Here is a 6,344-nt window from a genome sequence, read left to right on the forward strand (position 1 = left end):
ATCGGGTGCTGAAGCCCGGCGGTCGGCTCATGGTGCTGGAATTCAGCCAGTTGCCCAATCCCGGCCTGCAATGGGCCTATGACAAATATTCCTTCAACGTCATCCCGACCATGGGGCAGATCGTGGCAGGCGACCGCGACAGTTATCAATATCTGGTCGAATCGATCCGCAAGTTCCCCGATCAGCAGGCTTTCGCGACGATGATCCGTCAGGCCGGGTTTTCCCAGGTAAAGTACCGCAACCTGACGATGGGTGTCGCCGCCCTTCATTCCGGCTGGAAGATCTGAGTTGCGCGGACCCCATAATATCTGGCGGCTGATCCGCACCGGCGCGACCTTTGAGCGGACGGGCGCAATGAAGATCGCGCTGGAAGGGCTCGACACGCCGCCGCGCTTGCGGGCGCTGGCGCGGATCGTCGGTTGGCCGTTCAAATGGCTCGGCTATCGGGGCGACCTGTCGCAGCCACCGGTGACGCGGGCGCTGACGGCACTTGGCCCCGCCTATATCAAGTTCGGTCAGGTGCTTTCGACGCGTCCCGACGTGGTGGGTGACGAACTGGCGCAGCAGTTGCGCGTGCTGCAAGACAAGCTGCCGCCCTTTCCCACGGATATCGCAAAGGCCACGGTAAGCCATGAACTGGGCGCGCCGGTCGATGCGCTGTTTTCCGAGTTTTCCGAACCGGTTGCGGCGGCCTCAATCGCGCAGGTCCACCATGCGCGCGTCGCCGGCACGGGTGAGGATGTGGCGGTCAAGGTGCTGCGTCCCGGCATCGAACGCGCCTTCCGCCGCGATATCGACGCCTTTCACTTCGCCGCTGGCCTGATCGAGGCGCTTCTGCCCGGCAGCCGCCGTCTGCGCCCGACCGAGGTCATCAGGCATTTCGAAGGCGTGGTGATGGGGGAACTGGACTTGCGGCTGGAAAGTGCCGCCGCGTCCGAGTTCCGGGCGAATACCGCGAAGGATGAAGGCTTTCAGGTGCCCGAACCCTATTGGAACCTCTCTTCGCGCGAAGTTCTGACGCTGGGATGGGCCGAGGGCATTCCGCTGGGCGATGTAGAGGCGATCCAGGCGGCGGGCCATGATTGCGTGGCACTTTCCGAGCGGGTGCTGCAGCTTTTCCTCAGCCATGCTTTGCGCGACGGTTACTTTCATGCGGACATGCATCAGGGCAACCTGAAGGTCGCGGCGAATGGCGACATCATCGCCTATGACTTCGGCATCATGGGCCAGATCGACGAATATACCCGCCGGGTCTATGCCGAGATCCTGATCGGCTTCATCCGCAAGGATTATCGCCGCGTGGCCGAGGTGCATTTTGAGGCAGGCTATGTTCCCCGCGACCGCGATATTGACGATTTCGCCCGCGCGCTGCGCGCTGTGGGCGAGCCGATCTTTGGCGTGGATGCGACCGGTATCTCTATGGCGCGGCTGCTCTCATACCTGTTCGAGGTGACCGAGCGGTTCGGTATGGAGACGCGGACTGAACTGATCCTGTTGCAACGCACGATGGTGGTGGTCGAAGGTGTCGCCCGCTCGCTCAACCCCAATATCAATATCTGGCAGGTCGCGAAGCCGGTTGTGGAGCATTATATCCGCGAAAATATCGGCCCGAAGGCCCTGGTCCGCGATCTGATCCGCACCGCGCAGGTCGTCAGCCGCTTTGGCCCGCGCCTGCCGCAACTGGCCGAGGCACTGCTGATCCGCCAGAGTGAAGAGGCAAAGCCAGCGGAAAAGTCTTCGATACTGCGGGCGCTTATGTTCATGGGGCTCGGTGCGGGTCTGGCTGGCATCGCCATGGCGGTGGCTTACTGGCTCTGACCCTTCTTACCCGGAAGCGGCCCGCAGGGCGGCGATGTCGGCCGTCGTGATGACCGCCCCGCCTTCCAGCACGATCTCGGCACCGGACGCCCCGTTCCTGACCTCGGTGATCGTGCCATAGGTCTGAACCGCGCTGGTGCCGATCAGTTCGCCGCCGCTGAAGCTCTCAATCGTAAAGGAATAGGCTGCGGAGGGCAGAGGCGTGCCGGATGCGTCCATTCCGGCCCAATCGACCGGTGCCGAGGATACGGCCGTCGGCGACCGCATCACTTCCTTTCCTTTCGCATCGCGAACGACCAGCACCGCCTGATCCGCAGTGGGGTCCGGCGTCGGATAGAGCGTCAGCGGCGCGCCGTCGAACATGACCGGCGCATCCACGCGCGCTTCCATCCCGACCCAGGGGGCAAGCTGGGCGATGCCCGAGAGTCCCAGTTTGTCAGACATCGCTTCCAAAAGTGTGTTCGTCTTCACCTGTTGCTCGACGCTGGAAAAGGTCGCGAGTTGCTGCGCGAATTCGGTGCTTTCCATCGGGTTCAGCGGATCTTGATTCTGAATCTGCGTGGTCAGCATCAGAAGGAAGGTCTCAAAATCGCTGCTGATCAATGCGTCTTGCGCCCCCGAGTTGCTTGCGGGTTGAGGCGTGCTTTGGCTGCTTTGGCCTGTCGCCGTTACTGCATCCATGTTCGGCTCCTATCTAGAGTCTCAGATCCAGCCCGCCATCCGCACCGATGGCCACCGGTCGCGTCTGTTGGGCCTGTTGAAGGTTTTGCGGGGCCTCTGAAACGGTTTCCTTGGTGGCGTCGTCGGGCAATGGCTGGGGTGATTGCCGGGCGGGCCGGTCGCCGAAGCTGAAGCTGAGATCCCGAAATCCGAGATCGCGGAAATCCTGCGCAAGCTGGTCGATATTGCGGCGCAGCAGATCCAGCGTTTCGGGCCGGTCGGCCTGAACACTCATCGTCAGGGTGCCGTCATGGGTCGACAGAGACATCCGAACCCGTCCGAGCTCTTCAGGTGATAGAGTCACTTCGACCGGCCGGTCGGGGAACCGCGCGACGGTTTCCGCCAGACGCTGTCCCAGACCCAGCGGCAAAGTCTGCATCGCCGGTGCTGCCCTGTGCTCGGCGCGCGCGGTTGGTGCCGTGTCGCCCGCCGTTGCGAATCCCGCCGCTTCGTCCAGAGGTGACAGATCGGCGTCCCCTGTCGCAGGGACCACCGGATCATTGGCAACCTGCGGGCCGGGGCCAGAGGGCGTGACCGGCTTCGCGGGCGCATCGGGGGGGGGGGTGGCGACCTCCGCTGTCGGCGGTGTCGGCGCGGGGTCTTCAGGGGCGGCATGTGCCGAAACGCCGGAGGCTGGTGCCTGAACCGAACCGATGAGCGGGGTCGGACGATCCGGCTTGGGCATAGGCGGTGCACTATCTGTGTCAGGTTCAACAAGTTGCTTCGTGGCCTCTTGGCGGGTCGGTGCATCTGTCGCTTGTTCTGGGCGAACAGGTATGGCGGGCAAAGCCGGGTCTGTGGCGGTGAGTGAAGCCGTCTGTACCGAAACCGGAGCCGACGTCAGGGGGGCTGCGGGGCGAGTCTGCAAAACCGCCTCCATGGCACCGATTGACCCCGTCACGCCCCGGTCTTGCAGGCGCTCGATCTTGTGTGGAGGCACAGATTCCGAGCCCGGTGGCGGGCTGGCGGAGGTGCCCGATTGAGGAAGGTAACCAGATGCCGGTGCGTCGATTTTGGCCTGATCAGCAACCTTTACTGAAATCACTGAACCTGTCTCGGACGACGGCAGGGGCACCGAAGCAATGCCATGGTCGCGAGGATGCGCGTTCTGTCCCGGTATCGGTTCAGCCTCTGGATTGGGCCTTGCCGTCGCTTGTGTCCTTTGGACGGTTTCGTGTGGCGTAGAGTTGGTGATTACTGGCGCTGTTTCGGTCCGGTTCCCGGTCGCTCCGTCCGCCATCTGTGGTGAACCGGTCATGGATGTCACCGGATGTAGCGGCGGGGTAGCCAGCTCTGGTTGCGGGCGTGATGTGGGCGCAACGGACACCGGCTCTGACGGTGCTTCGGACCTGTCTGTTGTGTTCGGGGATGCGGGAGAAAGCGCAGTCGGAACCGTCACGACGGGAACTGGCGTGGTTGCGATTTGGTCGGTGGGGGTGTCATCTGTCGTGGCATCACTTTCCGACGTATCCAATTCAGAAAGGATATCCGTTCCGACCAAATCGGGCGGAGCCCCGTTTCCCGCAATTGGATCTTCGGGCACCGTGTTGACCAAGGCGGAGCCCGTCGGTGCAGAGCCCTCCAATGCAGGTGTTCGGCCCGAAAAAACTGCGAGAAATGCTGCAAGGGTTCCGGCCAGCCCATTTGGCGCGGCAGCACCGTTCGGCATCGGATTGCCTGTGGTTGAAGGTGCGCCCGCCCGCGAGGGGACAGGAAAGGGAAAAGGGTCCATGGGTCCACGACTTCTGCCTGTGTCCCGGCCACCATGTCAGTTCAGGGTTACCGCTTCTTTACCTCGATCGGAGAATACTTGGGCAGAATACCAGCAATTGGACGGATCGATGACCGAGATTACAGCAACGGCTGCACCATCCCTTCTGCCCGCCACCTCGAAGGATCAGGCGCTGCGGGCCGCCGCCGAAGAGATGGAGGCGCAGTTTCTGGCAGAGATGTTGAAATCGGCGGGGCTGGGCGAGGCGCGGGAAAGTTTCGGCGGTGGGATAGGCGAAGAACAATTCGCATCATTTCTGCGTCGGGAACAGGCCGAGGAGATGACCAGAAGCGGTGGCATTGGCCTTGCCGAAAGCATCTTCAACGCGTTGAAACAGAGGGCTGCGGATGGCGATTGATGACACCTCAACGATCCGGGATCTGACCGACCTTCTGGCCCGGCAGAAGGATGCGGTGCGCCGCGGAGATATCCTCGCCCTGTCTTTGCTGTCAGAGCCGATGATCGAACAGCTCGGCAGGCTCGTCCGGCTGCCGGCCGGGGACAGGCGATCATCGCTTGACCGGTTGAAGGGGCAGGCTGAAGAGAATCAACGCCTGCTTGGTGCGGCCTTGAAAGGCATTCAGTCCGCATCAGTGCGATTGCGGGAAATAGCGGGCGTGGCGGGCGAACTCAGAACCTATGACAGCCGGGGGCAATCAGCCTCGGTGTCCTTTGCGCCGGGAACCATGGAGCGGCGCGCGTAATCCGCTAAGAATTTTCGCAAAATTTTTTATAATCAATGCCTTGCCTTAGCACTCTATTAGAACCTCGCCGCCATGGTCGGCCTTGCATCCGTGAAAGGATGGCGCGGCGGGACACATTCCGGACGCCGCATCGGTCAGAACGCCACCGGTGCCGCCAAGCGCGGCTTGTGAAACCCGGCGCAAAGCGCCGATTCAGTGAAGGACTCAAGAATGTCGAGCATTCTTACGAATACCAGCTCCATGGTGGCGTTGCAGACGCTTCGCGGTATCAACAACAACCTGTCGAAGGCCCAGACCGAGATTTCCACCGGCAAGATGGTGGGCTCCGCCAAGGACAATGCCGCGGTATGGGCGATTTCGAAGGTCATGGAAGCCGACGTGAAGGGCTTCAAGGGGATTTCTGACAGCCTTGGCCTGGGCGAATCCACCGTTGCCGTTGCCCGTCAGGCGACCGAAACCGTCACCGACCTTCTGACCGATATCAAAGGCAAGATCGTTGCCGCACAGGAACAGAACGTCGACCGGGAAAAGATCCAGGCCGATATCGACGCCCTGACCGGCCAGATCAAATCGGTTGTCGGCGCTGCGCAGTTCAATGGCCTGAACCTGCTTCAGGGTACGGCCGACATGGATATCCTCTCCTCTCTGGACCGCACCGGCAACGGGGCGGTGACCGCGTCCAGCATCACTGTCGCACGTCAGGACATGACGACGGATGCTGGTGTTTACGGCACAGGAACGTCACTTGCCGCCAATGCGGTGGTTGCTAACAGCGCCACAGCTGTCGCCTCAGCGGGCAATACGGCGGTTGTCACCTTCGCCGGTACGGCGGCCAACTATGATGGCGCGACGGCGACCATCACTGTCGCCGGTGTCGATCTGAGCTATACCGGCGTGACCGGTGACGATGAAACCTCGGCGGCGACCTATTTCTCGGGTGCGATCAACGCGCTTGGGCTTACCGGCGTTACCGCATCGGCATCAGGCGCTGATCTGACGCTGACCTCGACCAACGCCTTCAACGACACCACGGCGACTGTCAGCGGCCTGACCGGTACGGCGACGGGTTCCGTGATCACCGCGCTGAACGGGGCCACCGGTCTGTCGCTGACCACGGGCGATATCGCCGAGCGCGCCGAAAAGGTCGACTTCTCGACCGCAGCGGCGGTTGCCGAAGGCGATGGCTACAAAGTTACCGTCGGCGCAGGGTCCTACAACTACATCGCCGGTAAGGGCGAGACGATGGAAGATGTGGCCAAAGGGCTGAAGGCAGCGGTCGATTCGGCCGGACTTACCGGGATCAATACCAAGGTCGAGCAGGACAGCACGAC

7 protein-coding genes are annotated in these 6,344 nt (G+C 62.2%); 5 read left to right on the top strand and 2 right to left on the bottom strand.

The window, feature by feature from the left end; all coding sequences use genetic code 11:
• On the top strand, nucleotides 1–287 hold a 287-nt coding region (locus tag WBB85_RS11215), incomplete at its 5' end, for a class I SAM-dependent methyltransferase (protein ID WP_432638699.1).
• A gap of 1 nt (nucleotide 288) precedes the next feature.
• Nucleotides 289–1,818: a 2-polyprenylphenol 6-hydroxylase gene (gene ubiB, locus WBB85_RS11220; RefSeq protein ID WP_432638700.1), complete on the top strand. Its 1,530-nt coding sequence runs from the start codon at nucleotides 289–291 to the stop codon at nucleotides 1,816–1,818.
• Nucleotides 1,819–1,824: 6 nt separating this feature from the next.
• Here the strand turns inward: ubiB and WBB85_RS11225 are convergent, their stop codons facing one another.
• Both WBB85_RS11225 and WBB85_RS11230 read right to left on the bottom strand, forming a co-directional pair.
• The gene (locus WBB85_RS11225) at nucleotides 1,825–2,499 is read right to left on the bottom strand and encodes a flagellar hook capping FlgD N-terminal domain-containing protein (RefSeq protein ID WP_432638701.1); all 675 of its coding nucleotides are present in this window, start codon (nucleotides 2,497–2,499) and stop codon (nucleotides 1,825–1,827) included.
• A gap of 13 nt (nucleotides 2,500–2,512) precedes the next feature.
• The gene (locus WBB85_RS11230; RefSeq protein ID WP_432638702.1) at nucleotides 2,513–3,223 is read right to left on the bottom strand and encodes a flagellar hook-length control protein FliK; all 711 of its coding nucleotides are present in this window, start codon (nucleotides 3,221–3,223) and stop codon (nucleotides 2,513–2,515) included.
• Between the two features lie 1,156 nt (nucleotides 3,224–4,379).
• Here WBB85_RS11230 and WBB85_RS11235 point away from each other — a divergent pair.
• The 3 genes from WBB85_RS11235 to WBB85_RS11245 form a co-directional block, all read left to right on the top strand.
• Nucleotides 4,380–4,667 carry a rod-binding protein gene (locus tag WBB85_RS11235; protein ID WP_432638703.1) on the top strand — a complete coding sequence of 96 codons (288 nt, stop codon included), beginning with the start codon at nucleotides 4,380–4,382 and terminating at the stop codon, nucleotides 4,665–4,667.
• Nucleotides 4,657–5,013 (top strand): hypothetical protein, encoded by a 357-nt coding sequence (locus WBB85_RS11240; protein ID WP_432638704.1) that lies wholly within the window; start codon nucleotides 4,657–4,659, stop codon nucleotides 5,011–5,013. Before WBB85_RS11235 ends, WBB85_RS11240 begins: the two co-directional genes overlap by 11 nt.
• 210 nt (nucleotides 5,014–5,223) lie before the next feature.
• Nucleotides 5,224–6,344 (top strand): flagellin (locus WBB85_RS11245; RefSeq protein WP_432638705.1); only part of this gene is annotated, 1,121 nt, incomplete at its 3' end.

Source organism: Albidovulum sp., assembly GCF_049646345.1.
In the GTDB taxonomy this organism is placed as follows: Bacteria; Pseudomonadota; Alphaproteobacteria; order Rhodobacterales; family Rhodobacteraceae; genus Albidovulum.